Below are 26,112 nucleotides of genomic sequence, written 5' to 3' on the forward strand. Positions count from 1 at the left end.
CGGTCTACTCCTGAATATATCGGTCTAACTCCAGATATATCAGTCTAACTCCAGATATATCGGTCTAACTCAGAAAATATCGTTGTAACTCTAGATAAATCTTTCCTACCAATCATTTGAATAAAATACAAAAGATAATTTTATGTGTATTAACATTCCCCGAACAGGTAGAAAATTTATTTTCGGTGCATAAAATAGTCTAGGCACTATTTCTCCTGATTGTGGTAAAATATTCTAAATCAACATCTATTATTCTCATAGAAAGAATGGCGACCACGAATGAAAAAGACGAAAGTTTTCTCAGCAAAAAGTGTGTATGGTATGGTATCAACCGCTTCGAAGCCAGCTACAGAAGCGGGAGTTAAGATGCTTGAAAAAGGGGGGAACGCCGTAGATGCTGCAGTGGCAGCAGCTCTATGTTTAGGAGTGACTGAGCCGCAAGCCTCAGGTATAGGTGGACAATCTATGGCTTTGTTTTATTTAAAGGAAACGGGGCGTGCGTTTGCATTAGATGGCTCATCACGAGCGCCCTTTAATATTCAGCCAATGAAAACACCCGAAAAACCGATTGCGCTTGGTTTAAAATCAACGACGGTTCCATCTACACCCGCAACACTTGGCTATATGCAAGAAACTTATGGTCGACTTACCTTTGCTGAAGTCGTAGAGCCGGCGATCCAAGCTGCGAAGGAAGGCTTTATTGTTTCTCCATTAGTCTATCGATTGCTTAAGAAGGAAGCAGCGCATTTAAGGGAAGACCCTTTCATTGTTAAAAATTTTTTTGAAAATAATGAACCGAAGCGAACTGGAACCATCATTCGTCAACCTGAGCTAGCTAACTGCTTACAGACAATGGCAAGGAAGGGTTGGCAAGACTTTTATGTCGGAAGTATAGGAAGAAAAATTATAAAAGATATGAAAAAGAGAGATGGATTGATTACTGAGGCAGATCTTTGCCAGATCCCCCTTCCAGTCGAAAGAGAAGTTTTATCAAGTAGTTACCGGGATTACGACATTTATACGTTTCCGCCACCTGGAGCAGGACGGGTACTGATCCAAATATTAAATACATTAGAAGCCTTTCCTCCTGAAATCATGAATACAGAGGAGCCCATTGGAGCCGTCATTTCAGCATTAGCCTTTCAATTTGCCTTAACTGACCGACAAAGGTTGCCTATCCATCCTGATTACTATTTGCAAACCGTTAATAAATTGATGTGTGATAAAGATTATGCCGCTGAAATTGCTAGTCTCATTTCAATTTATAAATCATCGTTGGAGGAAAAGTACCCACCACCACCAACTTCTGGTGAAACGACTCATTTGTCTGTCTCAGACAAGGACGGAAATGCTGTCGGTATTACTCAATCCATAGAACTTGTGTTTGGAAGTAAGAGAATGGCTAGTGGACTCGGCTTCTTTTACAATAACTATATGAGTGCTTTTGAATATAAAAATATGACACATCCTTATTTTCTATTACCAGGTGGGAAGCCCTGGAGCAGTGTGGCACCGACACTCATCTTTAAAAATGGTTCCCCGAGATATTTATTAGGCAGTCCTGGTAGTAGTCGAATTTCAACCTCTCTTGCCCAAGTTATTACTAGACTAGTGGATAGGAAGGAAAGCTTAGATTCTGCGATTGCAGCTCCACGGTTTCATTCATCAGATACAGCAAAGCTCTTAATTGAAAAGCTTCGTTTTAATGATGATGTCATAAATGCATTAACAACGACTGGCTTTGAATTAAAGAAACGAGGAGCTTATAGCTTCTATTTAGGATGTGTGCAAGGCATACAGTTTCCTGAAAAAGAAGGTGAACCATTTTACGGAGTGGCTGACCCGAGGAGAGATGGAACGGCCGCAGGTCCAAAATCATTAACACAATGAAGGGTGAGAGATCTAAGTGAAAATAGAGATTAGCTACAATCATATAAGTCAAACAGTTATTAAATTATATGGAAAACGCACTTTATTACAAGGCTTGTTTTTACCTGACCGATAATTCATGAAGGGCGAGATGACTAAACTACCTATCGTGATTTCTGTCCCGCACGGAGGGCTGATGCTCCCGGCTCATTTAATCAAAAAATGCTTGTTAACAAAAGAAGAAATTTTATTGGATTGTGATACATGGTCTCATGAACTTTATGATTTTAAAGATTTAGTAGAAGAATATGTGGAAACACCAATTGCTCGGATTGTTGTCGATATGAACCGTGATAAAGAGGATCTTCCACCGCATAACCCAGATGGAGTCGTCAAAACATTGTCCGTCGTCCAAAAGCCCGTTTGGAATACAGAGGGTGGATTAACGAAAAATGAAATACAAGCTTTGATTGCTCATTATTATTCGGAATATCACCAGAAGTTAGAAGCGGCTTCAAACAATCCGAACATTGTGTTAGGAATAGATTGTCACACAATGCTTGATATAGGACCATTCCCAAACCGTTCGAAATGGGAAAAACGACCGCTGATTTGTCTTGGGAATCGCGGATCAGAAACCGGACATCCTCATGGCGAGCCGATCACAGCACCAGTAGACCTGCTGTTAAAATTAAAAATGCTGCTTGAAGAAAAATTCAGCGATTATGCTAGTGATGCTGAAAATATGCCGTTAGTAACCTTAAATAAACCGTTCACGGGTGGTTATATTACGAAGTTTCACGGAAATAACGGAAACATCCCTTGGATTCAACTCGAAATCAATCGCAGAATGTATTTACCAAATAATGTAGACAAAATGACAATAACTCCGACAAAACAAGATGTATTAAAATTGAAAAAAATAAGAGATGATTTATATGATGTTTTTAAGGAACTACTAAATTAAAATGAGAGGAACGGATGGAAGGTTCCGTTCCCCATTATGATATGATCAGGGTTAGGTCGATAAATTTACACCAACTTTTTTAAGTGGAGTCATTAAAAAATTATAGGAGAGTACTTTCAAAAAAAGGCTCTTTTCTCAAAGATTGTTGCTTTTAGCTTTTGGACCGGCCGTTCAGACAAATGAATTTGTCTTGATAAGGCTATTTTATTTTCAAAAAACGGTCCAAAAGCAACAAAGTTTACGAAAACATTTAAAAAAAACAATGAAAGTTGAAGGAAGCTGTTTCGTCTCTTGGTCGATCGAAACTTATGGTTATGGAAATCGCTATGTTAATAAATAAAAAATTGGACAACTTAAGCCTATACTCATTTTAAGAGGGGGGCTTTATTTATGTATAAAAAGTACTTATTTATTCCCATCTTCCTGATTGTTCTTTCCATAACACTTCCTACAAACACTCATGCTTCAAAAGAAAATGAAGATAAATTGATCTTTAAACCATTTACATTAGTACAAAAAGAGTTTGTTGATTTAAATGGGAACGGAAAAAAAGAAGCAGTTGAGTTATATGCTGAAAAAAATCAGTATGATTTAGCAAGAGCGTGGAAGTTAGTGGTGGATGGAAAAGAAGTGAAGAAATTTGTAGATATGTACGATTTATATCAGTTAGGTAATATGAAGTTTAATGATGTAATGAATGATCAAACAGAAGAAATATTACTTTATTTTCAATCCGTCGGAAGTGGCGGAATTACAGGATTAAATATTTTTAAAGAAAAAGACCATAAATTCTTTGAAGTGTTTACGGATCCTAATTCAAAGGATTGGTATAAAGAATCATTAGAAAGGTTTGAAATGAAATATCTTGGCGATTACAAGGTAAGTTTTTATGATAAGCAGACGGGGTTAAGCGCAATCATTCCGTTATCTGAGGAGCGCTATAAAACGTATCCTGATAAGAAAAAACTACAAGAGCTTCTAGAAAGTATTGATACTCGTATTGATCCAGTGTCAGGCTATGAATTTAAAACGATTTCACCAGGAAAACCACAAGAGATTATTACTACTCAGCTCGTTTGGGGCATTGCCCACGTAGACGGAATTGCTTATTTTAAGACAATCTATGTATTTGATCCTACCGAATACAAATATAAACCAACAAAAGTTGCATTATATAGTACGGAAACCGATGAACTATTAGCTGAGAAACCAATAAAATAATGTTAACATTATTTTGTGGACATCCAAGAGAGTATTTTGAAAAATGAAAAGAACGCTTGGAATTTCAAAAAAAATTTCAATAATAGACTGGACGTAATTTCTCACTTTTTTACAAGTTATACGGTATTGTGCCGTTTCGAAACTGTTAAGGCTATCATAAATTGCTGTAAACATTAAAAGTGGGGATGCAAATGGTAGCTAAATTAACCGGTCGAATTGTGTATTTAAATGATAAGGATTATACCAAGGCACGAGAAAACCTTAATTTATTTAATTCGAAATTTCCTGGCGCCATCGTTTATTGCGAAAAAGAAGTTGATGTTATAAATGCTTTAGCTTGGGCTCGAGAGAATAACGTATCGTTTCGTGTTAGGAGTGGAAGGCATAGTTATGAAAACTTTTCTGTCTTAAATGGCGGGATTATTATTGATATAAGTGAGTTGAATAAAATTTCTGTTGATTTAGATAAAAAAATAGCGACTATACAAGCCGGTACAAACTTAGGGAAAGTGTATACTCATTTGTGGGAATGCGGTGTAACGATTCCGGCAGGCACAGAGTTTAGTGTTGGTCTAGCAGGTTTAACATTAGGAGGTGGCATTGGTTTATTATCAAGATTATTCGGCCTAACCTGTGATAATTTAATTGGTCTACGAATTGTCATACCTAAAGGAAAGAGTGAAGCGAAAGTTGTTGATGCTTCTAGAGAAACCAATTCAAATTTGTTCTGGGCATGCTGTGGAGGAGGAGGAGGAAATTTTGGTATCGTTACTCAATTTCATTTTCGTGTTCATCCAATCTCTATTGTCTCACTTTTCCGTGTTGAATGGGATTGGAAACACTTAGAAAAAGCATATAATGCTTGGCAAACTTGGGCTCCATTTACAGATCTAAGACTAACCTCCCAATTGGAACTCAGTACAAAATCCAAAAATTCAATTGTAGCTGAGGGACAATTTGTTGGTTCCAAGGCTGATTTAAAAAAATTGATTGTACCATTAGTAAAAAATACTAAGCCTCGCAAAATCCAAGTCACTACTGTCACCTTTATTAAAGCAGTAAAACATTTCAATAATCCAGCTGGAAACATCCCTTCTTTTTTCAAACGTTCAGGATCGTTTGTGTTCAAACCCCTTCCTTCAAAAGCCATAGAGATCATCAAACAATTTTTAAGCGATCCACCTAATGAAGAGGCAACGATTTGGCAACAGTCACTTGGAGGAGCGGTTCAACAAATTAAACCAACAGAAACCGCTTATTTCCATCGGAAGGCAATTATTGTACAAGAATATAATACAAGCTGGGAAAAAGAAGAGGATGCATCGATAAACCTGAGTTGGGTAGTAGCATTAAGAAAGGCATTGAAACCATATATACAAGGCGATTACGTAAATTGGCCAGATGTATATATAAAAAATTGGCCAGAAACCTATTATGGAGAGAACTATGCGAGACTAAGAAAAATAAAAACAGAAGTAGACCCTTTCAATGTGTTCCGTTTTCAACAAAGCATCTCGCCATTACCATAAATAATTAAAAGAGTAACTGGTTCTTTATAATTATAAAGGGAACCAGTCTTTTATTTTACTTATATAGTTTAAACTTAGAGACAAACTATAGTAGTCGGAAATTTTTTAAAAATAAATTATTTAAAATTATATAAAAATGGTAGAATTTAATTTATGATACCTTTTACATACTATATAATAGAAATGTAAATGCTTAATACAACTTTGTGGGGTGAATAGTGTGCAAATAAGTGTAGAAAAAAATGCTGAACAGACAAAGGCAGAGAAAAAACTGCCAACAGCCTATTCAAGGACAAATCCATTTCAAGCAAAGGTTCTTGAAAATATAAACTTAAATGGAGCAGGTTCTAGTAAAGAAACGCGACATATCGAGTTATCTTTAACTGACTCAGGACTTTCTTACGTACCTGGTGATTGCCTTGGCATTATCCCTGAAAATGACCCTGAATTAGTTGCTGTCATAATGAAGGAAATGGAATGGGATTCAGAAGAAGCTGTCACAATTAACAAGCAAGGCGAAACACTTCCATTAAAGGAAGCGCTAACAAAGCACTTTGAAATTACGTTATTGACGAAAAAGGTTTTACAGCAGGCTGCTGAATTAACAGATAACGCGGAATTAAAAACACTTGTATTGCCGGAAAATGTTGACCAACTGAAAGAATATGTCGACGGACGTGATTTACTTGATATGTTACGTGATTTTGGTCCATGGAAGGGCTCTGCACAAGAAATTGTGTCGCTTTTAAGAAAAATGCCACCGCGCCTATATTCGATTGCCAGCAGCTTTTCCACGAACCCTGATGAAGTACATCTAACGATTGGGGCTGTGCGTTATACGACACACGGACGCGAAAGAAAGGGCGTGTGCTCAGTCTTATGTGCAGAACGTCTTCATGAAGGAGATACATTACCAGTATTTATTCAACCAAATAAACATTTTAAACTGCCAGAGTCCGGGGAAACAGATATTATTATGGTTGGTCCAGGGACAGGCATTGCACCATTCCGTTCATTTATCCAGGAACGTGCAGTAAACGGCGCAGAAGGTAGATCATGGTTATTTTTTGGAGATCAACATTCAGCAACAGATTTTCTTTACCAAAACGAGTTAGAAAGCTATCAAAAGGATGGAGTTTTGACAAACTTAGATGCTGCGTTTTCACGTGATACAGAGCAAAAAGTATATGTACAGCATAAAATGCAAGAAAACAGCAAAGAATTGTTTGAATGGTTAGAAAAGGGAGCTTACTTCTACGTTTGCGGAGATAAGCAATATATGGCAAAGGACGTTCATAACACATTGATCGACATTATTGAAAAAGAAGGCGCCATGTCTCGTGAAGCAGCGGAAGAATACTTAAATGCAATGCAAAAGCAAAAACGTTATCAACGTGATGTCTATTAATATTCGACTAGTGTCTGTATTACTGCTCAAACTATAATTTCATAAAAAATTGTGACTTCATTTCGCCACTAGCGGCCGATTGAAGTCACTTTTTTTATGTTAGAATCATATCGAGTTAAACTGAAATAAATTACAGCTCCTGCGTTTTGGTAACTTTTTTTAAAGCCTAAAGTGCACGATTTTTTCAATACGCTTTATTTATCTTATAAGAGTAAATTTTTACTAGTATTTTCATATTTTTTAGTAGGAATTTAAAGTTTAATCTGTTATATTGATGATAAAGTAAGGAGGTGTTAAAAACGATGCAAGAGTTGGAGTTAATGATAGAGGCATATCGACAGCTATATGAGATAGAAAATAAATTAAGATTGATCATTAAAACAAATATGGTTCAAAAATATGGAGATCACTGGGTAACTATTCTTCATGAGAATAAGAATGAAGAAGTTTCTCATTATCACGAATTGATCGCTTTTTTTGGAAAATACCCTCAAGTATTACCACATTTTTCTCCTCATCAAAGAAAAAAATTAATGAATTTAACTCCTATTAGAAATAAGATTGCACACTCCCAGTTAATTAATGAAACTGAAAATAAGATGTTAGAAGAATGTTACCGTTTAGTTATGAAACAACCTATTAATAAGCGAAATAGAAAAAAGGAATATTATTCCATATAAAAGGACTAACGTTTAGTAAGATATACCTTATTCATGGATAGTATATTATAGAGAAATGACCGCTGTATCAATTTCATGAATGGGATGAAGATAAGGTATATCTTCTACTAGACGAACAATAATTAAAGGAACTGGACAAACGATCAATCCTTATCATTAAAACGATATACTTTTAGGTTTAACCAAATGGTTAATAAAAACCCTAAAACAAAAAAACTCACACCAGATATGGAGGTTGGGGAAAAGTATTCGAGTAATCCCATTTTTATCACTCCTTTTACGATATTATATCTCAATACGATATATATACATTCAATGTACAAATGAGTTTGTTCTTTGTATAAATAATTATATCGTGTTAAGATGTAATTATCAATAGGGAAGAAGGTAATTATAGTTTATGAATCCAAATATATCTAAAGATGTTTATGAATCCTTAGCTGAATTTAGATATCAATTAAAAAGATTCCTCCATTTTAGCGATTCAGAGGCAAGGAAATTTGGAATTACTCCTCAGCAACATCAGTTATTACTTGCAATAAAAGGGTTTCCGAGTCGTGAATTTGCAACCCCAGGAGAGTTAAGTGAACGATTACTTATTACTCACCATGCATGTGTCGGGTTAATCGATCGTTCTGAACATCTTGGACTTGTGTCTAGAAGAAAAAATCCAGAAGATGGTCGAAGTGTACTAGTTGAAGTTACAGAAAAAGGAAGTGATATTCTCGAAAAGTTGTCTGAGATACATTTGGAGGAACTTACTCGAATAGGGTTATTTAAAGGATAAAAGATTCATGCCATGGTTAAAAGAAGCTAATATAGCAATTGTAATAACAGGTCGACCTACGGTAAGTAAATACTGGTTACAGGATGCTTCAATAGCAAGTGGGTTTGTGTGGCTAGCGGCGGTGAATTTAGGTTTGGGTTGTGCGTTTGGAGCAGTTTATAATTTAATGGATGAAAAAGAATCACACAAACGAGAGTCTTATGTTCGAGAAGCTCTAGAAATTCCGAATGACAGAAGTATTATAGCAATCTTAGGAATAGGATATGAAAACAAAAAGCCTGCATCTAAAAGAATGGCTAGTAAAAGTGAGGTTATTCACTACAATACTTTTGGTTCAAACCCTTAATTAGATGGGAGAGATGGGCAATGGATGAAAAAGTGGGGAAGTGTACTCGCTGTGGAATAACGATTTTTTGTAGGAGTGGCTTTTTAAATGGGGTAATTTACAAGGAAGGCGTCCTTTTATGCTTTCCTTGTCTAGAAGAGCATAGTCAAGATCAAAAATAAAAGATAAAAAATTGATGACTTTTAATAATATTTGCTTGTATATTTTCGCAACAAAAATTCTAGACCTAATCGAAATATTCGATAGAGTCTAGAATTTTTTTGTTTATTATCTATCTTTTTGAATGAATAGTCTAAATGTAAGTGCTAATAAAGTAAGGAACCCGGGATTCTTTAATGCTGTATTTGTCATATGAACCTACCTCCTAAAATATTAACGTCTTTTGTTGTTGAATTAATCATAACAAGTATTAGAAAGGTTGTAAGTGATTTTGATAGATAATGTTCCATAGAACATTGTCCAGCTGAATTAGCTTCCGGAAGAGGGGATGTTTTAGTTGCCCAAGCGATGTAGTAAGCTGTCTTGAATAAGCACAATCGAAATTAAACAAGTCACTCGAAAAAAATTTTGTAAAAATAAAAAACAATTTATAATGATTGCACGATAAAAAGCGTAATAATAGTGGTTTTTAGCGTTTGTAATTGTTTATAGCTTTATCCTTGTAAAGGATTTAAGCGTTAATGTAAGCGTTTGCAAAACTAAGATTTATATACTACTATTCAAATTAAAGTGGTTATTATTTTCAATTTTCAGATTAGTATTAGGGGGTATTTTATGGATAAAAATGCATTTTCACTAAATCAAACGGAGAAGGAAATATTTCCAGTCGAAAGCATTCATCATATGGAATTATATGTAGGAAATGCAAAACAAGCGGCTTATTATTTTTGTAGAGCATTTGGGTTCCAAATTACAGCCTATCAGGGACTAGAAACAGGATGTCGTGATCGGGTTTCTTACGTTCTAAAACAAGGAACAATCCACTTAGTAGTCACTGGCTCTTTGTCAGATCAAACGGATGTATCATCATTTGTGAAGTTGCATGGTGATGGAGCTAAAGACATTTCACTAAAAGTGTCAAACGTTAATTCGGCTTTTCAAGGAGCGGTAGAACGTGGGGGAATCCCAATCAAATCCCCATGGACAGAGAGTGATGAAAATGGAACGGTGAAAAAAGCAATGATTGGTACTTATGGAGATACCGTTCATACTTTAATTGAAATTAAAGATTATAAAGGGTGTTTTTTACCTGGCTTTCAACCGTATGAAGATAAAAAGCATACAAAGTCCACAGGCCTTGTCGGCATTGATCATGTGGTAGGGAATGTAGAAAGTATGGAAGAGTGGACGACGTATTACGAGAAAGTGTTTGGATTTAAGGTTCTTAGACATTTTGATGATGAAGACATTTCAACCGATTATTCAGCGCTAATGTCTAAGGTAATGACGAATGGAACGGGAAGAATCAAGTTTCCGATTAATGAGCCTGCTGAAGGAAAACGAAAATCTCAAATTCAAGAATACTTAGATTTTTACAATGGACCTGGCGTGCAGCATTTAGCTCTATTAACCAATGACATTATCGCAACGGTTAAAATGCTACGTGAAAATGGAGTGGAGTTCCTTGAAACGCCTGGAACCTATTATGAAGATTTAAGTGCTAGAGTGGGAGATATTGATGAAGATTTAAAGAAGCTTCAAGAGCTTAGTATTTTAGTAGACAGAGATGATGAAGGTTATCTCCTGCAAATTTTTGCAAAGCCAATTGTAGATCGTCCAACATTATTTATCGAAATTATCCAAAGAAAAGGAGCAAGAGGTTTTGGGGAAGGAAATTTCAAAGCACTGTTTGAGTCGATCGAACGCGAGCAAGAGAGACGTGGGAATATTTAAGCTCTTGAAATGTGTTAATGAAGGGAGTAAAAAATGGTAGAAAAAAACATAAATACAGGTGATGAGACATTAAAATCTAGTACTCTAATTTTCTTTAGGAACTTAATTGATTATGCTGGGTTATTTCCACCTGCACAACTCCCATTAGATCGAGCGATTCGCAATTATGCAGCTTTTCAAACGTATGAGGATGCTTGGATGCTCGGACATTTTATTATTCCAGTCACACAGTTGAAACAACTGACTCCTTCCGTAGCGCTTTTTTCTGAATCTAATCCATTGACGCTCTCGGCAATCGGACGTAGTAGTTCGGATGCCGAAAGCTGTCTAAGTTTCCTCCAAGCCGATTTGAAACAAATTAGTTTATTTAACGAAAAATACAAAGCTGCTGCTTGTATCAAAGGGTTTGAGCTGCCGCTACCGCCTGTTGTTCCAAAAAGAGACTTACTCGAAGTCCTTTCTCTCGAGACGAAAAAACGTAATTTGAAAACTTTTTGTGAGGTGACGGTAGCCTTTAATGAGGATTGGAACCAGCAAATGCTCGCAACGTTAGATGAAATCGCGATCCAAAATAACAAGCATAACGGGAGACTAGGGATTAAATTACGAACGGGCGGGCTCACTGTAGAGGCGTTTCCTGCACCGGAACAGGTGGCGGCTGTCATTGTTGGTTGTAGCGAACGAAGTATACCACAAAAGTTTACAGCTGGCTTGCATCATCCAATCCGTATGTACCGTAATGAAGTCAAAACAAAGATGCACGGGTTCTTAAATGTGTTTACCGCCGGAATGTTAGCTAGAACGCAAAACATAGATCTAGCTACTGTAGCCCAAATCCTCGCTGATGAAAACTCAGCCAACTTTACTTTTACAGAGCAAGGCCTCGCTTGGAAGGGGACGGTTGTGAATGTTTCGGAAATGGAACACCTTCGACTAAATGCACTTTGTTCGTTTGGGAGCTGTAGCTTTGATGAACCACGCGAAGATCTCCGAACACTACAAATGATCTAAAAGGAAGGGGGCTTTTAGAAATGAAGTCTTTTATAAACGTCAAGCCTGAATCTCACTTTCCGATTCAGAACTTACCATATGGCGTATTCCGCCCTCGACATGGCGGAAAACCTCGGATCGGTGTTGCTATCGGAGAATACGTTTTGGATCTTTCTGTGTTGGAGAAAGCCGGACTGCTCAAGGAAACGGGTGTAGAGGATAGAGGGATATTTGACCAACCTTCTCTTAATCCGTTCATGGCTTTAGGAAAGAACGTATGGAAAAAGGTGCGTGAAATACTTCAACACTTATTAAATGAAGATGAACCAGCTTTACGAGATGATCCGTGGCTTCGTCGTGCAGCGTTACGAAAGCAAAGTGATGTTGAACTATTATTACCGGCACAAATTGGTGACTATACGGACTTTTATGCTTCAAAGGAACATGCAACGAATGTAGGAACGATGTTTAGAGGAAAAGAAAATGCCTTGATGCCCAACTGGACGCATTTGCCCGTAGGATACCACGGCAGGTCTAGCTCGGTAGTGATTAGCGGTACTGATGTGCATCGCCCAAAAGGACAGATGAAGCCACTGGATAAGGATCAACCGATATTTGGGCCAAGTCAACAACTTGATATTGAACTTGAAATGGGCTGGTTTATTGGACTGGGAAATGAACGGGGCCAACCGATTCCAATCAAAAATGCAGAGGAGCATATCTTCGGACTCGTGTTAGTGAACGATTGGAGTGCTCGTGATATTCAAGCTTGGGAGTATCAACCGCTTGGTCCGTTTTTATCGAAAAGTTTTGCGACATCTATTTCGCCTTGGGTTGTTCCGCTAGAAGCACTTGAACCATTTCGAGTTGAAGGGCCGAAACAGGAACCTCCACCATTACCGTACCTACAAAAAGATGAAGCGAGTTCATTTGATATTGAGCTAGAAGTCTATCTAAAGGGAAAGGATATGGGGCATTCACAAAAGATCATCTCTACGAATTTTAGCTATCTTTACTGGAGTATGGCACAGCAAATAAGTCATCATACGGTAGCAGGTTGTAATTTACGTCCTGGTGATTTACAGGCATCAGGCACGATTAGTGGTCCTCAGAAAGAAAAACGTGGATCTTTACTTGAACTCACTTGGCGGGGAGCGGAACCAATGAATCTTTACAACGGTGAGCAACGGGTCTGGTTAGAAGATGGAGATGAGATTACTATGACGGGTTGGTGCCAAGGGGATGGATATAAAATTGGGTTTGGAGAAGTAACAGGACGAATTCTTCCAGCACTCGAATAATATTAGTAGTACTAACACTATTTCAGACAAGGAGGGTTTAACTGTGCCATTTTATAAACAAATGGGAGAGATTCCTCGAAAGCGGCACACGATTTTTAAAAAGGAGGACGGCTCATTATATCGTGAACAGGTGATGGGTACGAAAGGTTTCTCGGGTATGCAATCGATCCTATATCACCATCATCCACCTACGAGTATTTCCAAATCCGAATTGCTGAAAGATTGCAGCGTTCATTATGAGGGGCAAAGTGACCTCGCACATCGTCATTTTTATACTCATCAATATACAGAACAAACCGATGCTGTTATGGGTAGATATTATTTGCTCGGAAACGAAGATGTGCTCATTGGTGTTGTGAACCCCACCTTACCGATGGACTTTTTTTATCGAAACGGGGATGGGGATGAAGTATTATTTGTTCATTATGGTTCAGGTAAGGTGGAAACGATGTTTGGTATACTCACTTATAAACCAGGTGATTATATTGTCATACCGATTGGGACGATCTACCGAGTAATCCCTGATGATGAAGAAGCTAAATTTTTAGTTATAGAAACGAATAGTTGGATTACAACACCGAAACGCTATCGTAATGCCCATGGCCAGTTACTTGAACATAGTCCTTTTTGCGAACGTGATTTTCATGGGCCAGAAAAATTAGAAACATATGTTGACCAAAATGAATATGAAGTAAGAACAAAATCAAGAGGCTATATCCACTCTCATACATTTAATCATCACCCATTAGATGTTGTCGGATGGGATGGATATCTTTACCCATTTATTTTTAATGTCGCAGATTTCGAACCAATTACTGGCAGAATTCATATGCCACCTCCTATACACCAAACGTTTGAAGGAAACAATTTTGTGATTTGTTCCTTTGTTCCCCGGATGTATGATTATCATCCAGAAGCCGTACCCGCTCCTTATTATCATAGTAATGTGAACAGTGATGAGGTACTTTATTATGTTAAAGGAAATTTTATGAGTCGGAAAGGGATAAGTGAAGGTTCCATCACTTTACATCCTTCTGGAATTCCACATGGCCCGCACCCAGGAAAGATTGAAGCAAGTATTGGCAAGAAAGAAACGATGGAGTTAGCAGTTATGGTTGATACGTTTAAACCGTTACGTGTTGTAAAACAGGCACAAAACCATGAAGATAAAGACTATAAGTACAGTTGGAAGGAGGATGACCGTGGAAAAGTTAACAGAACAAGAAATTGAACGGTTTTTAAATACGCATAAAGATTGGAAGTTAGTTGATGAAAAATGGATCGAGAAAAAATATCGTTTTCAATCTTATTTAGATGGAATTGATTTTGTTCAAAAAATTGCTCGTAGATCTGAAGAAATCAATCATCATCCTTTCATTTCGATCGATTATAAATTAATACGAGTTAAGTTATCTTCCTAGAAAGAAAATGGGTTAACATCGCTCGACATTCAATTAGCAAAAGATTATGACGAAATCTATCATGAGGTTAAATAGGGGTAATATTTTATATTGGCAGATTGTGAATTCGTGATTTTCGTATGATTAGGAAGAAGCACATCGCAGAGAGGATGTGACAATAAAATGGTAACGAAAAAAGTACCAAAGCATTTGAGGAAATATACGATTGAACAAAATTATGACAGCTATACCGCTATTAACCATGCTGTGTGGAGATATGTGATGCGGCAAAATCATCATACATTAAAGGAGCTGGCGCATGAAGCGTATACCGAAGGGTTAAAAGCATCTGGAATCTCGACCGAGAGAATTCCTGATGTAAATGAAATGAATAACTGTTTAGCACCATTTGGATGGGGTGCTGCAACGATTGATGGTTTTATTCCAGGAGTAGCATTCTTTGATTTTCAAGCAAACGGAATTCTCCCCGTAGTCGCTGAGATCCGTAAATTAGAAAATATTCAATATACGCCAGCTCCGGATATGATCCATGAAGCTGCAGGACACGCCCCAATTCTTTGTAATGACAAATATTCTGAGTATGTAAAGCTCTTTGGTCAAATTGGAAAGAAAGCGATTGCGACAAAAGAAGAACATGACGTATTTGAAGCGGTTCGGTATTACTCTAATCTTCTTGAAAAGGGCGGGGCAACAGAAAAAGAAATTGAAGCGGCAAAAAAACAAATAAAAGAAAAGGAAAAATTAATCGAAGGAGTTTCTGAAGCAGAGAAAATCGGTCGTTTATACTGGTGGACTGTTGAATACGGTTTGATAGGTAATTTAGAAAATCCAAAAATATATGGGGCTGGACTTTTATCATCTGTTTCAGAAGGTGGAAACATTTTAAGTCCAAATGTAAAAAAAGTTCCATTTGATTTACAAATGATTATTAATACGGGATTTGACATCACGAAGCCACAACCACAATTGTTTGTATGTACAAATTTTCAGCAATTAATTGAGGGTGTCAAAGAATTTGCCAAGCAGATGGCGTTCATGAAAGGCGGTACCGAGAGCATCGAAAAAGCAATTCAATCAGCCAATGTAGCAACCGTTGTCTATAGTTCCGGCCTGCAAGTGACAGGAGTTTTTCATCAGGTGATAACGGATAACAACAAGGAGCCCATATATATAAAAACGACAGGGGCAACAGCGTTAGCTTCCAATAATCAAGAAATAAGGGGACATGGCACGAAGACGCATCAAGATGGCTTTGGTTCTCCCGTCGGACGATTAAAAGGAATCGAAAAGCCCTTGGAAACATTGTCAGAAAGTGAAATGCTGTCGTTAGGGATCGTTGTTGGGCAAAATTGTAAGCTCCTGTTTGAAAGTGGTGTAGAGGTAAAAGGTACAGTGGAACAAACCGTTAAACAGGATAAGAAGATATTAGTAATATCTTTTCAACATTGTCTAGTAACCTATGAAAACCAAGTATTGTTTGAACCTGAGTGGGGAATGTACGATATGGCGGTTGGCGAAAAAATCATATCGGTTTTTGCAGGTGCAGCAGATGGTGAAGCGTATTATTCGGATCAGGAAGTTGTAAGTAGTAACATCATACACCATCGCGAAGAGACAGAGCTTGATGTATTATATCAAAAGATTCAAGCAATTAGAGAAAAAGTTGCAGAAAATCCAACTGGAACGATTAAGGAAGTATGGAGAAAGCTCAGTAAAAAGTATCCGAATGATTGGTTATTAAGATTAGAAATCGTAGAAATTCTTCATCAAAATCGATGGTTCCCACAATTAGAACAGTCTATTCTTTTAGAACTCGAGAAGCTTAGTCACGAGAATAGTCAATTAAAACCGCTGATTGAAAATGGGGTAAATATTTATAAAAAAATCATTTAGAAGAAGTTCGGGGTTGTTGAAGGTGAAAAAAAGAAAGCTTTTATGAAAAAGCGGTGACCTATATAATAAAACGGTTGCCGTTCTTTTTTTTATAAAATTATGTTATTTATTCAACTTTTTCATAGAGAGTTATACGGAGGATGAAGAGGGAACGCTCTTTTTTGATGAATGGGAGGAGTACATGTATGAAAAGAACAGATTTACCTCTAGTTTATTCCTGCTCTGGGTGTTCCTCGGCGGCACAAACCGCGAACATGATTGCGATAAAAATGGATCGGGAAAACATCGCTGAAATGTCCTGTATTGCTGGGGTTGGTGGCGATGTCAAACCACTTGTCAGAACGGCAAAATCAGGAAGAGAAATTATTGCTATTGACGGGTGTTCCTTAGCCTGTTGCAAAAGTTGTTTAGCCAGACATGAGATTCAACCAAAGCATCATTTCGTACTGTCTGACTTTAATATTCCAAAAATCATTGGAGAAGACCCTAACCCCAAACACGCGATAAATACGTATAAACAAATTTTAAAATTAACAAACTTGAGCTATTAATCACAGGCCGATAAAAATTAATAACAAAATCAATTGGGAGAGCGGCTATCGAGGTGGATAGTCGTTTTTTTGTTCGTAAAATGAAAAGAAGAAGATGAACAAAATACCAATGCTTGGATAAATCAATATCCGAGCATTGGTATTGGATTATGCCTCCATTTATTTAAAATTTTCAATCTAAATAAAGAATAATATCAGCTATTCATTGATTACGTAGTGACAATCATCACGTTAGGTCAAGTTATTCTCTATGTCGATCTATGGAGTTGGTTCTCGTCGTGAAATGTCAACCATTTTTAACCTTTATCTCCAATGACTACATAAAAAATTCAATAGAAATATATCGAAATAAAAACAAGTAGATTATTTTCTGTCTGTGTGACATAGCTCACAAACACAGGGAAATATTTTTGTTACATTGTTATTGAGAATAGCTTTCACTGATAGACTCACTACTGAATGAGGTGAACATAATGGATAAAAAAATTCAATTTAGCCATACAGTTTATGAGTTAACAACTGCTCATCCAGAAATTATAAGTATTTTACAGGAACAAGGTTTTGACCAAATCACTAAACCAGGTATGCTGCAGACCGCTGGAAGGATGATGACAATACCCAACGGATGCAGAATGAAAGGAATATCAGTAGACACCGTAAAAGAAGCATTACGAAATCATGGTTTTACCATTGTAGAGTAAAGGAGATGTTGATAATGAGTGAAATCATTAACAATCGTGAACTAGAAAACGTCGAAAAGTTAGACCGCCAAGAAACATTAAAGAAGATTATTAAAGACCTTCATAGCGGAAAAAGTGTAGATGAGGTAAAAGCGGAATTTGAAAATGCTGTTGGGAATATATCTGTTGAAGAAATTTCCAAAATGGAACAGTCTCTTATGGAGGAAGAGGGTATCCCTGTCGAGGAGGTTCAGCGTTTATGCTCCGTGCATACAGCCATTTTCAAAGGCTCCATTGAAGAAATTCACCAATCTAATCAACCAGAAGAACAGTCTGGACACCCTATTCATACGTTTAAGCTGGAAAATAAGGAAATTGACCTTTTAGTTAATTTTAAGCTTCAACTTCATTATGAACACTTTGCAAAAGAAGATAGCGAAGAAAATAGATATAAATTAATCGAAGACTTAAATCTATTACTAGATATTGATAAACATTATAGTCGTAAAGAAAATTTACTTTTTCCTTATTTAGAAAAATACGGTATTTATGGACCGACACAAGTAATGTGGGGAGTCGATGACCATATTCGAGCAGCAATAAAAACAGCGAAGCAAAAGCTTATGAATTATGAGGGAAATAAACAGGCCGTTTTAGATGACCTTGATTACGTTATTCGTGAAGTAAGTGAAATGATCTTTAAAGAAGAAAATATTTTATTTCCAATGGCTCTAAATACACTTACCGAAGACGAGTGGGTCAAAATTGCACACGAAAGTTCAGAAATTGGATATTGTCTAACGAACCCTGCCGCTGAGTGGAAGCCAGATCGCGTGGCATTACAGGAGGCTGAACTTGCCGAGGGCCTTATCCATTTCGAAACAGGAGTCGTTTCGGTAAAACAGTTAGAGTTAATCATGAACCATCTTCCTGTTGATATTACCTTTATTGATAAAGATGATGTCGTTCGATATTTCTCTCATGGGAAGGAAAGAATTTTTGCCCGGACAAAAGCAGTTATTGGCCGAACAGTTCAAAACTGCCACCCACCAAAAAGTGTGCACATTGTCGAACAACTTCTCAAAGATTTTAAATCAGGGAACAAAGATTGCGAGGATTTCTGGATTAATATGGGTGAAAAACTTGTATATATTCGCTATTTCGCCGTACGCGATGAGAAAGGAGAATATATGGGAACACTCGAGTTCACTCAAAATATTCGCCCAATACAGGACATCGAGGGAGAAAAACGCATTTTGTCATAAGGAAACAACTGCTATATTTCTATAGGCAGTTCATCATTAAGGAGGGAAAGACATGAGTAAAGAATTAGTAGATCAAATCTATGACATGTTAGAGGAAGTAAATGATCCTGAGCTTGGAATCGACATCGTAAATTTAGGACTAGTTTATGAAGTAGTTGTCGATGAAAACAACAATGTGCAGATTAAAATGGCGATGACTTCAATGGGTTGCCCAATGGCTGGAGAAATCGTTGCCGATGTAAAAAACAAAGTAGCACGAAGCGAGGAAATAAATGATTTAGAAGTCGACGCCTAAAAAATAAACCATCATAACCGCACAACAAAGGCCAAATGCAGGGAAGCAATTGGCCTTTGTTTTCGTATACTGTCTAATTCAAATAGAAACAATAACTGGTTTTAAGAGTTTAGATGCGAAATTCTATACCTTACTTAGGAACGGATGATTCGGGTTGTTTTGGTTGTTCCTTCTTTTTATCTTTCATTAAGGAAAAGGTCAATGGTTGATCAGAGCCTGTCATTAGCTTATAAGCATAGGAAGAGGTCAGTTTATAAACGTCTTCAATTTTCGTGGCTAAATCATTTGTTCGCTCAAAAACGATAGACCGTAGGTGGGTCAGTTGGCGGGAGATTTTTTCTGTTAATGCTTCTTGATTATCTAATCGTTTGATCACACCAGCTTGAAAAGCCTCTTGGTTTGAGATTTTTTCGACTACTTCTTTTTGTAGTTCCTGTTGCTCGTTTACTTGCGAAGAAATTTGCTGGGTAGCTGCTTCATTTTTCTCTAATCGGCCTGAAATTTCTTGATTCGATTCCTTTAAAATATGAAATTCGTCTATAATAGATTTTTTTAACAAAATATCTTTTGCGATGTTCGTTTGTAAATTGATATTATTTTCATTGAGTGTGGTTAATTTTTGAAGAATATGATTTTCAAATTCCTTATGATGACGATTACGATCGTTCATGTCAGTTATTTGATGTTTCAGAAGGTTCCACTGACTTGACTGTGTATTTGCTAATTTTTCATAGTGTGTTTTAAGATCAGTGATGGATTGGGTAAGTTCTTTATTTGCCTCTTGCTGCTCATTCAAAAGCTTTGCGAAGGAATGATATTGTATAAAGCCTTGATTAGGTGCATTAATTTTATTATTATTTTTAAAGACATCAGGATGGTCTTTATTATTAATAAATATACTCATATTTATCTCCTTTTCACCTTTATAATTATTGTAATATTTTATGCGTAGAAAAATAAAAAAGGAACAAAAACCCATATAATGTGATAATAATCCTAATGAAATATTATATGGGGAGAAGTACTAAGTGTATATTTTTAAATTGAGACAAAATACACTTAATGTAATTCCCTTCTTATACTTGGAAATGAAACAGGGCATACTAAGTCAAAAATATCAAGTTAGGGGGAATCGATTTTGAGTATAAAAAATACATTATCTATTTTTGCCTTAGGCGGACTTAATGAAATTGGGAAAAATATGTACGTCGTCGAATATGGAAAGGATCTCGTTATTATAGACTGTGGCAATAAATTTCCTGATGAAAGTTTATTAGGAATCGATTTGATTATTCCTGATATCTCCTATTTACTTGAAAACAAAGATAAAATTAAAGGGTTAATTGTTACACACGGGCATGAAGATCATATCGGTGGGATACCGTTCTTCCTCAAAAAATTAAATGTACCTGTTTACGGAACACGCTTTACACTCGGTTTAATTGAATTGAAGTTAAAAGAGCATAAAATCTTAAGGGAAACGGAATTGATCGAAATTAACCCGAACTCGAACTTAAATTTAGGAGATATTGATGTAAGCTTTTTCAAAGTGACTCATAGTATCCCAGATTGCTTAGGGGTTGTATTTCGTACACAAGAAGGGAATATCGTACATACAGGAGACTTCAAGTTCGATTTAACACCAGCCAAAAATGAGCATTCAGATATACATAAAATGGCAGAAATCGGTAAAGAAGGTGTCCTTCTCTTATTATCGGAAAGTACCAATGCCGAACGTCCAGGCTCCACACCTACTGAGCAAATGGTAGGTGAACATGTAGTTGAAGCCTTTATGAAGGCAGACAGGAAAGTCATTCTATCAACATTTGCTTCAAATATTAGTCGTGTTCAGCAAACTGTAGATGCGGCAAGAGAAACAGATCGAAAGCTGGCATTGCTTGGAAGAAGTATGGTGAATGTCGTAGAAGTTGCAATAGAACGAGGGTATTTAACGGTTCCTGAAGGCATGCTGATTGAACCTAAAGAAATCAATGCATTACCACCAGAGAAGGTTGCTATTCTTTGTACTGGAAGTCAAGGAGAGGTAATGGCTGCTCTATCCCGCTTGTCGACTGGAGATTTCCGCGGAGTTGATATTTTAGCTGGAGATACCGTTATTTTAGCAGCAGGTCCGATCCCTGGTAATGAAAAAAATGTAACACGTATCGTAGACAATCTATTTGCACTTGGTGCGAACGTGATTTATGGACCTGGCAGTTCTTCAGGCATGCATGTTTCCGGTCACGGCTATCAAGAAGACCTAAAGCTCATGCTGACATTAATGAAACCGAAATATTTTATCCCGATTCATGGAGAGTATCGAATGCTCCATCACCACCGATTATTAGCCGAAGCTGTTGGAGTAGAAGAAGGAAATACGTTTATTTTGAAAAATGGCGATGTCGTCGATATTAAAAATGGCGAAGCACGACACACACGGAAAGTTCCAACAGGAAATACATATGTGGATGGTATCGGTGTTGGCGATGTAGGTGAAATTGTATTGCGTGATCGGAGACAGCTTTCTGAGGATGGTATGCTCGTTATCGTACTAACGATGAGTAAATCGGAAAAAAGGCTCATTTCTGGTCCTGATACCATTTCACGCGGATTCGTGTTTGTCAAAAATTCTGAAGAACTTTTAAAAGACGTAAATGCTTTGATTAAAAAGACCGTAAACAGCCTGCAGGAAGCAGATAAGAGAGAATGGGGGATTATCAAACAACATATTAAAAAAGCAGTCGGTCAGTTCTTATTTACGAAGACAAAGAAAAAGCCGATGATTCTTCCGATTATTATTGAAGTGTAACTAGGAAGGACGTCTAGATACACGGATAGTTGATTGAAACAGAAGAATCCTTTTTTAAGAGGAACTTCTGTTTCTTAATTAAAGAATAAGAAAGTTTAAATTTCGAGGATGTCTAGCTGCAGGTGTCATCGGCTCGAGGGCGCTTGCGCTTTTCTTGTTTCGAAGGAACCCCCTCAATTAATGAAGTTCCCTTTATTACCTTTACATTATTTTAACGCTAGAACCATAAAATTGATATGTATTCTTTCCTCGTTCTTTTGCTTGGTACATAGCTATATCTGCATTTTTAATTAACTCCTCTTTGCTTTGTCCATCGGTAGGGTAGAAACTAATACCGATACTAGGACTAGTTAAAAACTCCTTTCCCTTTAAATAAAAGGGTGGGACAAATTCATCGATAATTTGTTGAGCTATCTGAGAGGCTTCATCATGATCCACATTTTCAAGTAAAATGATAAACTCATCTCCGCCTTGACGAGCGACTATATCCTGGTTTCTTACACTACGTTTAAGCCTATTAGAAACATCGATTAAAAGGAGATCACCTGCTTCATGCCCCATTGTATCATTGACAATTTTAAAATGATCTAGATCTAAAAACATGATGGCTAATTTTGAATGGTGTTGTTCATAATTTTTAATACAATCATATATAGTTGCTAATATTTTGCTTCGGTTTGGTAACCCGGTTAAGGAATCGTAGTTAGCCATCCGTTCCATTTTTGCCAATGCAGTGTGTAATTCAGCTGTTCTTTGTTCTACTTTGCTTTCCAAATCATTCGATAATTGTTGCAAGTCATCAAATAATTTTTCATTTTCTGATAAGGTTACGATTTGTCGAATAAGAACAAGTAAAATAGTCACTATAAAGCCGATCTCAATTTCTGTAAGGTGAGGATGGACAAACACAAACATAAGTAGTAATAAAATAACACTGAAATAAGTCACTAAATGCCCTTTATTTCCCCTATGTTTCGTACTCGTTTGAAGAGCTGTAAGGTTCCCATGTTCCTGAGTACATAAACCAGCAAAGCCAATAAGCAATAAAGAAAGAGCCCATAATGGAGCAAACCAATTACTCCCTATAACATATGCACTTTGCATATATTGAAAGACATATATAGAATCAGCAAATAATTGAGAGAAAAAACCAATTATAATGAGAGATAGCACAGTTGTGTTTATAGCATTTTGGGCAAGAAAATACAAACTAATTGAAGCAAATAAAATACCTAAATTTAAAATTGGATAAGCGATAGAAACAGCAGATGTAATGATAGCATCTAAGGAAAAGGATAGATTCGGTCCGATCAAAAAGGTCCAACTTAATGTAGTGGCAACAGTCATAATAATTAATAAATTGAACAAAAAGCGCGCCATTGGGTAAAAATTCTCCAAGAGCCACCTAATCATTATAAGGGCTATAAAAAAAACAGAGTATTGCATTATCCAAAAACCATCTGCCCAGCTAGGGTAAGGAAGATCGACTTGCAAAAACAAACGGTAATAAATAGCGATCCCTTGAGCGATAAAAGAGCACCCCACCCCAATACTTAAAATAAGCCAAAAATATTTAAACTTATCCTTTATTGATCGATACGTTTGGAGTAACCATATAAAACTAATGGTTGAAGCTAAAAGAAAAAAGAAATCCGCTCCTAAAAAACGTAGTAATTCATGTTCCTTCAATAAAAATATCCATATATAAAAGAAAAACATATATAAAACGATAAAAACTATTGCATGTTTTCGATTTCTCACAAAAATATTTACCTCCGTTTCATCTTGAAAAAATAGTTAGATAAGTAAGGCAAAAGCAGGTGACTATTCTAACTTTTTGACAATACTAGTCACAACTAGCACTTTAGACCCGCAACTATATTGCTCATCATTGGACGTTTTGTCATTTTTTACTGTGCAAGTACTTTTCATATAATTATAAATGACTAGATCAATTATGAATATAGTAGATTATTTCGAAAAAGATTTATCTATTGATCAAAAGTTTTTTATTTGGATTTGCATGTATCTAGAACTAAAGAAAAGAAAAAGAAGCTCCACCTTTTATAAAAGGTGGAGCTTCTTAAAAATGTGAAATTGCTACACAAGTAGCATCATTATGTAAATCGCAAACCTATTTACGATCTAATCATCCATACGTTACTATCTCTTTGACTCAGAAAAAGTGCTCTTTTACACAAGTAAAGTTCCCTTCTTATGGCTGCTTCCTTCCGGATCTGACCCGTTCGTAGGCTTTCCTTTGCAAAAGACTTTTTCTTCAACACCAAATCAATAGAACTGTCTACACATAACTAGACCTTCCATAGGAATTTGACCCTGCTATAGCGGATTGCAGGTTACAAGGCACCGCTACCTCCCCGTCTATTGCGATCTGTTTCAATTGAATAATTATATCTTACTATGAATTTCTAGACTTGTGAATGCTAATTAATTGGTATAGGAGTAAAAAAATAACAGTAACTAATTCAAAAGAACGTAATAGTTAACAATTTTTGTCGTCTTAGAGAATTTGAAAAATCCGGGTTAAAATAAAAGAGGGACATAAGAACTGAATTTAAAAGTTTTAATTGACAATGATTATCATTTTTAATAATATACACACAGTGGCAACTTAATTAACATTGATTATCATTATCATCATTTAATTTTCGATATAATATCTATAATTAAAGAGGTGAACTACTCTCCGGAGTTAGATTCAGTATAGAACTGATCTTTCTCCTCATTATTTTATCCTCATTGATAATGATAATTATTATCGTTGTTTTTAGCCGCTTGTTTTATAAAATGAATGAAAAGAAAGTAGGGAGCACATGCAGGACATTTTAAAAAACAAACCATTTCTTGATGTTCAAGCGAAACGCGAATCCAATGCTCGTTCTTATCCTCGCCGAATTCCAATTGCGATCAGTGAAGCAAATGGGATTTATGTGAAGGATGTCGAAGGAAAATTATATATTGATTGCTTAGGTGGTGCCGGAACTTTAGCACTTGGACATAACCACCCTGTGATCACGGAGGCAATTAAAAGAGTATTGGATGACAAGCTTCCATTACATACATTGGATCTTACAACACCTGTTAAAGAAGAGTTTGTTGAAGAGTTGTTTAGTACTTTGCCTGAAGATTTTGCAAAAAACGCCAAAATACAGTTTTGCGGACCGTCGGGGTCAGACGCTGTTGAAGCAGCTTTGAAATTAGTAAAAACGGCAACAGGGAAAAGAAGCATCCTCGCATATCAAGGCGGCTATCATGGAATGACCCATGGTTCGCTAAGCTTGATGGGTAATTTGGGGCCGAAGAAACAAATTACAGGATTAATGCCGGATGTCCATTTTCTACCGTTTCCTTATGATTATCGATGCCCATTTGGTGTCGGTGGTAAAGATGGGTATGAAATTGGAGTCTCCTATATTGAACAGCTTTTACATGACCCTGAAAGTGGGATTGTTCCTCCTGCAGGAATGATAATGGAAATTATTCAAGGTGAAGGTGGAGCGATTCCAGCTCCTGATCAGTGGGTAAGAGAGGTGAGAAGAATAACAAAGGAACATGAGGTACCACTAATAATTGATGAAGTCCAAACAGGATTTGGCCGGACTGGTAAGTTATTTGCGTTTGAACATGCAGGAATTACACCTGATGTTGTTGTTATGTCAAAAGCGATTGGAGGTTCTCTTCCATTAGCTGTTATCGTTTATCATAAAGATTTAGATCAATGGAACCCTGGTGCACATGCAGGAACGTTCCGTGGGAACCAAATGGCGTTTTCTACTGGTACAGCAACAATGAAATACATAAAAGAAAATTGTTTAGCTGATCATGCTGATGAAATAGGACAGCGTTTCTTATCTCATTTACGTGAGATCCAAGCTCAAACAAATTGCATCGGTGATGTTAGAGGGCGAGGATTAATGATTGGCGTTGAAATAGTGAATAAAGAAAAAGCAGGTATGGATACAAGAAATGTACCAGCTCATCCGAAGTTAGCAAGTCTTATTCAACGAGAGTGTTTCAATCGTGGATTAATTCTCGAACTGGGAGGTCGTCACGGTAGTGTCGTTCGCTTCTTACCTCCATTAATAATAACTGCTGAAGAAATTGATAATGTGAGTGAAATTTTCTTAGAAGCCGTAAAGCAGGCTGAGACGGAGATCAATGAGCGTATAGAACAGGAGGTATAAAG

General features: G+C 36.7%; 21 protein-coding genes, 1 other RNA gene and 1 pseudogene. 20 read left to right on the top strand and 3 right to left on the bottom strand.

Features of this window, described 5'->3' with window-relative positions; translation table 11 throughout:
- The first annotated feature begins 279 nt into the window (after window positions 1-279).
- From J0N78_RS01885 to J0N78_RS01970, 18 genes and pseudogenes are all read left to right on the top strand, one after another.
- Window positions 280-1,890 carry a gamma-glutamyltransferase family protein gene (locus J0N78_RS01885; RefSeq protein WP_209121297.1) on the top strand — a complete coding sequence of 537 codons (1,611 nt, stop codon included), beginning with the start codon at window positions 280-282 and terminating at the stop codon, window positions 1,888-1,890.
- A 130-nt stretch (window positions 1,891-2,020) separates the two neighbouring features.
- Window positions 2,021-2,836: an N-formylglutamate amidohydrolase gene (locus tag J0N78_RS01890; RefSeq protein ID WP_247747055.1), complete on the top strand. Its 816-nt coding sequence runs from the start codon at window positions 2,021-2,023 to the stop codon at window positions 2,834-2,836.
- A 390-nt stretch (window positions 2,837-3,226) separates the two neighbouring features.
- Window positions 3,227-4,057 (top strand): hypothetical protein, encoded by an 831-nt coding sequence (locus J0N78_RS01895; RefSeq protein ID WP_209121299.1) that lies wholly within the window; start codon window positions 3,227-3,229, stop codon window positions 4,055-4,057.
- A 191-nt stretch (window positions 4,058-4,248) separates the two neighbouring features.
- Entirely contained in the window at window positions 4,249-5,586 is a 1,338-nt protein-coding gene (locus J0N78_RS01900) for an FAD-binding oxidoreductase (protein WP_307794880.1), read from the top strand.
- Window positions 5,587-5,806: 220 nt separating this feature from the next.
- Window positions 5,807-6,994, top strand: a complete 1,188-nt coding sequence (locus J0N78_RS01905; protein ID WP_209121301.1) for a sulfite reductase subunit alpha — start codon at window positions 5,807-5,809, stop codon at window positions 6,992-6,994.
- Between the two features lie 302 nt (window positions 6,995-7,296).
- A complete protein-coding gene (locus J0N78_RS01910; protein WP_209121302.1) occupies window positions 7,297-7,674 on the top strand; it encodes a hypothetical protein in 378 nt (125 codons plus the stop codon).
- 400 nt (window positions 7,675-8,074) lie between these two features.
- Window positions 8,075-8,461: a MarR family winged helix-turn-helix transcriptional regulator gene (locus J0N78_RS01915; protein ID WP_209121303.1), complete on the top strand. Its 387-nt coding sequence runs from the start codon at window positions 8,075-8,077 to the stop codon at window positions 8,459-8,461.
- A 7-nt stretch (window positions 8,462-8,468) separates the two neighbouring features.
- The gene (locus J0N78_RS01920; protein ID WP_209121304.1) at window positions 8,469-8,807 is read left to right on the top strand and encodes a nitroreductase family protein; all 339 of its coding nucleotides are present in this window, start codon (window positions 8,469-8,471) and stop codon (window positions 8,805-8,807) included.
- 774 nt (window positions 8,808-9,581) lie between these two features.
- Window positions 9,582-10,700 (top strand): 4-hydroxyphenylpyruvate dioxygenase, encoded by a 1,119-nt coding sequence (gene hppD / locus J0N78_RS01925; RefSeq protein ID WP_209121305.1) that lies wholly within the window; start codon window positions 9,582-9,584, stop codon window positions 10,698-10,700.
- 33 nt (window positions 10,701-10,733) lie between these two features.
- Entirely contained in the window at window positions 10,734-11,711 is a 978-nt protein-coding gene (locus J0N78_RS01930) for a hypothetical protein (RefSeq protein ID WP_209121306.1), read from the top strand.
- 20 nt (window positions 11,712-11,731) lie between these two features.
- Window positions 11,732-12,991, top strand: a complete 1,260-nt coding sequence (gene fahA / locus J0N78_RS01935) for a fumarylacetoacetase (RefSeq protein ID WP_209121307.1) — start codon at window positions 11,732-11,734, stop codon at window positions 12,989-12,991.
- Between the two features lie 61 nt (window positions 12,992-13,052).
- Complete coding sequence (locus J0N78_RS01940; protein ID WP_209121408.1) at window positions 13,053-14,222, top strand: homogentisate 1,2-dioxygenase; 1,170 nt, start codon at window positions 13,053-13,055, stop codon at window positions 14,220-14,222.
- Window positions 14,188-14,487 (top strand): annotated as a pseudogene (locus tag J0N78_RS01945) (4a-hydroxytetrahydrobiopterin dehydratase). Before J0N78_RS01940 ends, J0N78_RS01945 begins: the two are co-directional and overlap by 35 nt.
- Window positions 14,488-14,574: 87 nt before the next feature.
- Window positions 14,575-16,305 (top strand): aromatic amino acid hydroxylase, encoded by a 1,731-nt coding sequence (locus tag J0N78_RS01950; RefSeq protein ID WP_209121308.1) that lies wholly within the window; start codon window positions 14,575-14,577, stop codon window positions 16,303-16,305.
- Between the two features lie 185 nt (window positions 16,306-16,490).
- Window positions 16,491-16,856 carry a putative zinc-binding protein gene (locus tag J0N78_RS01955; RefSeq protein ID WP_209121309.1) on the top strand — a complete coding sequence of 122 codons (366 nt, stop codon included), beginning with the start codon at window positions 16,491-16,493 and terminating at the stop codon, window positions 16,854-16,856.
- Between the two features lie 473 nt (window positions 16,857-17,329).
- Window positions 17,330-17,557, top strand: a complete 228-nt coding sequence (locus tag J0N78_RS01960; protein ID WP_209121310.1) for a DUF1858 domain-containing protein — start codon at window positions 17,330-17,332, stop codon at window positions 17,555-17,557.
- Window positions 17,558-17,571: 14 nt separating this feature from the next.
- Window positions 17,572-18,801 (top strand): DUF438 domain-containing protein, encoded by a 1,230-nt coding sequence (locus J0N78_RS01965; protein WP_209121311.1) that lies wholly within the window; start codon window positions 17,572-17,574, stop codon window positions 18,799-18,801.
- A 52-nt stretch (window positions 18,802-18,853) separates the two neighbouring features.
- Window positions 18,854-19,096 (top strand): metal-sulfur cluster assembly factor, encoded by a 243-nt coding sequence (locus J0N78_RS01970; RefSeq protein WP_209121312.1) that lies wholly within the window; start codon window positions 18,854-18,856, stop codon window positions 19,094-19,096.
- Window positions 19,097-19,226: 130 nt separating this feature from the next.
- Here J0N78_RS01970 and J0N78_RS01975 read toward each other — a convergent pair whose 3' ends face one another.
- Window positions 19,227-20,000, bottom strand: a complete 774-nt coding sequence (locus tag J0N78_RS01975) for a hypothetical protein (protein ID WP_209121313.1) — start codon at window positions 19,998-20,000, stop codon at window positions 19,227-19,229.
- Between the two features lie 234 nt (window positions 20,001-20,234).
- On the opposite strand from J0N78_RS01975, the gene J0N78_RS01980 reads away from it, so the two are divergent.
- Complete coding sequence (locus J0N78_RS01980; RefSeq protein WP_247747056.1) at window positions 20,235-21,905, top strand: ribonuclease J; 1,671 nt, start codon at window positions 20,235-20,237, stop codon at window positions 21,903-21,905.
- A gap of 201 nt (window positions 21,906-22,106) precedes the next feature.
- On the opposite strand, the gene J0N78_RS26330 is transcribed toward J0N78_RS01980, so the two are convergent.
- Both J0N78_RS26330 and ffs read right to left on the bottom strand, forming a co-directional pair.
- Complete coding sequence (locus J0N78_RS26330) at window positions 22,107-23,666, bottom strand: DUF4084 domain-containing protein (RefSeq protein WP_209121314.1); 1,560 nt, start codon at window positions 23,664-23,666, stop codon at window positions 22,107-22,109.
- 365 nt (window positions 23,667-24,031) lie between these two features.
- Window positions 24,032-24,296: signal recognition particle sRNA large type (ffs, locus tag J0N78_RS01990), an RNA gene on the bottom strand.
- A gap of 443 nt (window positions 24,297-24,739) precedes the next feature.
- Between ffs and J0N78_RS01995 the strand changes: the two genes are divergently transcribed.
- Window positions 24,740-26,110 (top strand): aspartate aminotransferase family protein, encoded by a 1,371-nt coding sequence (locus J0N78_RS01995; protein ID WP_209121315.1) that lies wholly within the window; start codon window positions 24,740-24,742, stop codon window positions 26,108-26,110.
- The last annotated feature ends 2 nt before the right edge of the window (window positions 26,111-26,112 follow it).

The sequence above is a fragment of the Alkalihalobacillus sp. BA299 genome (assembly GCF_017745675.1).
Lineage (GTDB): Bacteria > Bacillota > Bacilli > Bacillales > Bacillaceae_F > Alkalihalobacterium.

Bases quoted from the DNA above. Each gene is read 5' to 3' on its own strand.
- J0N78_RS01885 (WP_209121297.1), top strand. From the start codon at position 280: ATGAAAAAGACGAAAGTTTTCTCAGCAAAAAGTGTGTATGGTATGGTA.
- J0N78_RS01890 (WP_247747055.1), top strand. From the start codon at position 2,021: ATGACTAAACTACCTATCGTGATTTCTGTCCCGCACGGAGGGCTGATG.
- J0N78_RS01895 (WP_209121299.1), top strand. From the start codon at position 3,227: ATGTATAAAAAGTACTTATTTATTCCCATCTTCCTGATTGTTCTTTCC.
- J0N78_RS01900 (WP_307794880.1), top strand. From the start codon at position 4,249: ATGGTAGCTAAATTAACCGGTCGAATTGTGTATTTAAATGATAAGGAT.
- J0N78_RS01910 (WP_209121302.1), top strand. From the start codon at position 7,297: ATGCAAGAGTTGGAGTTAATGATAGAGGCATATCGACAGCTATATGAG.
- J0N78_RS01915 (WP_209121303.1), top strand. From the start codon at position 8,075: ATGAATCCAAATATATCTAAAGATGTTTATGAATCCTTAGCTGAATTT.
- J0N78_RS01920 (WP_209121304.1), top strand. From the start codon at position 8,469: ATGCCATGGTTAAAAGAAGCTAATATAGCAATTGTAATAACAGGTCGA.
- hppD (WP_209121305.1), top strand. From the start codon at position 9,582: ATGGATAAAAATGCATTTTCACTAAATCAAACGGAGAAGGAAATATTT.
- J0N78_RS01930 (WP_209121306.1), top strand. From the start codon at position 10,734: ATGGTAGAAAAAAACATAAATACAGGTGATGAGACATTAAAATCTAGT.
- fahA (WP_209121307.1), top strand. From the start codon at position 11,732: ATGAAGTCTTTTATAAACGTCAAGCCTGAATCTCACTTTCCGATTCAG.
- J0N78_RS01940 (WP_209121408.1), top strand. From the start codon at position 13,053: ATGGGAGAGATTCCTCGAAAGCGGCACACGATTTTTAAAAAGGAGGAC.
- J0N78_RS01950 (WP_209121308.1), top strand. From the start codon at position 14,575: ATGGTAACGAAAAAAGTACCAAAGCATTTGAGGAAATATACGATTGAA.
- J0N78_RS01955 (WP_209121309.1), top strand. From the start codon at position 16,491: ATGAAAAGAACAGATTTACCTCTAGTTTATTCCTGCTCTGGGTGTTCC.
- J0N78_RS01960 (WP_209121310.1), top strand. From the start codon at position 17,330: ATGGATAAAAAAATTCAATTTAGCCATACAGTTTATGAGTTAACAACT.
- J0N78_RS01965 (WP_209121311.1), top strand. From the start codon at position 17,572: ATGAGTGAAATCATTAACAATCGTGAACTAGAAAACGTCGAAAAGTTA.
- J0N78_RS01970 (WP_209121312.1), top strand. From the start codon at position 18,854: ATGAGTAAAGAATTAGTAGATCAAATCTATGACATGTTAGAGGAAGTA.
- J0N78_RS01975 (WP_209121313.1), bottom strand. From the start codon at position 20,000: ATGAGTATATTTATTAATAATAAAGACCATCCTGATGTCTTTAAAAAT.
- J0N78_RS01995 (WP_209121315.1), top strand. From the start codon at position 24,740: ATGCAGGACATTTTAAAAAACAAACCATTTCTTGATGTTCAAGCGAAA.